General features: G+C 44.1%; 2 protein-coding genes. Both read left to right on the top strand.

Going from position 1 to position 1,480, the window contains the following annotated elements; translation table 11 throughout:
- Positions 1–325: transposase (locus QOS10_RS09360; protein WP_283595190.1), on the top strand; the 325-nt coding region annotated here is incomplete at its 5' end.
- Between the two features lie 220 nt (positions 326–545).
- Positions 546–1,382, top strand: a complete 837-nt coding sequence (locus QOS10_RS09355; RefSeq protein ID WP_283595189.1) for a hypothetical protein — start codon at positions 546–548, stop codon at positions 1,380–1,382.
- Positions 1,383–1,480: the final 98 nt, after the last annotated feature.

Here is a 1,480-nt window from a genome sequence, read left to right as displayed (position 1 = left end):
AGACTTAATAACCGCAATTAGTCACCATAGTCAGGCTTTGTTAGATCAGTTAATCAAGCGGAATAATTTACCAAACGTTATAAGACGAGTTAAGCGAACACTCGTCAAGCACTGCCAGGAGATTATTACCAGTTTTTACACCCGACTAACCAACGGGCCGATCGAAGGCACCAACAATAAAATTAAAGTAATCAAGCGGACTGCATATGGTTATCGCAACTTCTTCCATTTCCGGATTAGGATTCTTGTTTCGTTGAAGACTTCTAATCTCATGATTCGTGAATTATCAAAAAAGAGAACTAGACCAAAAGCCAAAGTAGCTTAGTCTAATTCTCAAAATTCTCTTCATCCTTACCGATTGACAAAGAGCCAATTTTAAAGGAAAACGGAGTTAAATGAAATCCGAAGATTTCATCTAACTCCGCTTATTTTTGGGGACTTATGTTACAGCCCCTTTTTTGATTTGTGACCTTAAAAAGTTCAGCTATTCATGGTAGAATTTGAACGTATTGATTAAATTCTAAGTGAATAATGGTGTTTTAATTATGCGAATTAAAAATTTATTGATAATTATTGCAATTGTTGCAGCAATTTTGCTGATCATCCGTTACGTCGGCCAGGTTCGGGATAACCGGCGCGGTTATAACTTTGTCAGCAACAGTCGGATCTTTGTAAACTGGTTGCTGGTGATCATCCTCGTGGGGAGTCTGGTGGGAATTGGTATTACCTCTTTTACCGGTCATAAAGAAAGTACGGCACCAGCGCCGGCAAAGACGAGCAAATCATCGTCAGCTGTCGAACCAGCAGCCGATGACGATGATGATATTACGCTGAGCTTCAAGAAGACGGCCCATCTGAATAGTGATGGTGTGGTCAAGGTTAAATTCTTGATTTCGCCACGGACCAAGGTGACAATCAGGGGGCACCGGAGCGGCATAGTTGTGGAGACCTTCAAGCCAAGTAAGGCTGATGGGACGGTTACCCGGTCATTCACTTTCGATACCGCCGGAACTTATGATATTATTGCTCGCCGCGGTGATCAAAAGGTTGTTAAGCATTTGAAGATCAAGGAAGCGGCCAAAAAGGCAAGCAGCAGCAGTAGCTCGTTCAGTGCTGTCAGTTCTACCAGCACCAGTAGCTCTTCAAGCATTGCTAGTTCTCAGAGCAGCACCAGTGCGGCAAGCCGTAATGATAATACGAGTACCGGCAGCACGGGCACCAGCCAAAGCACTAATGGCAGTGTGTCTGGATCAATCGGCGGAAATTACTACCGTGGCGGCACCGGCTACCGGAGCAGCAATTCAAATAATAATACTAATCCTAGCCGTAGTGGCGGCGATGCGTCTGCCAGCGATGGCCAGGGAACACCAAGTTCTCAATGATCAGCCGTAATCTTCATAGAGTGGGGCTGTGACATAAGTCCCCAAAAATAAGCGGAGTTAGATGAAATCTTCGGATTTCATTTAACTCCGTTTTCCTT

It is taken from the genome of Limosilactobacillus galli, from assembly GCF_947381495.1.
In the GTDB taxonomy this organism is placed as follows: domain Bacteria; phylum Bacillota; class Bacilli; order Lactobacillales; family Lactobacillaceae; genus Limosilactobacillus; species Limosilactobacillus galli.
This window is presented reverse-complemented; position numbering and strand designations above follow the sequence as displayed.

Bases quoted from the DNA above. Each gene is read 5' to 3' on its own strand.
- QOS10_RS09355 (WP_283595189.1), top strand. From the start codon at position 546: ATGCGAATTAAAAATTTATTGATAATTATTGCAATTGTTGCAGCAATT.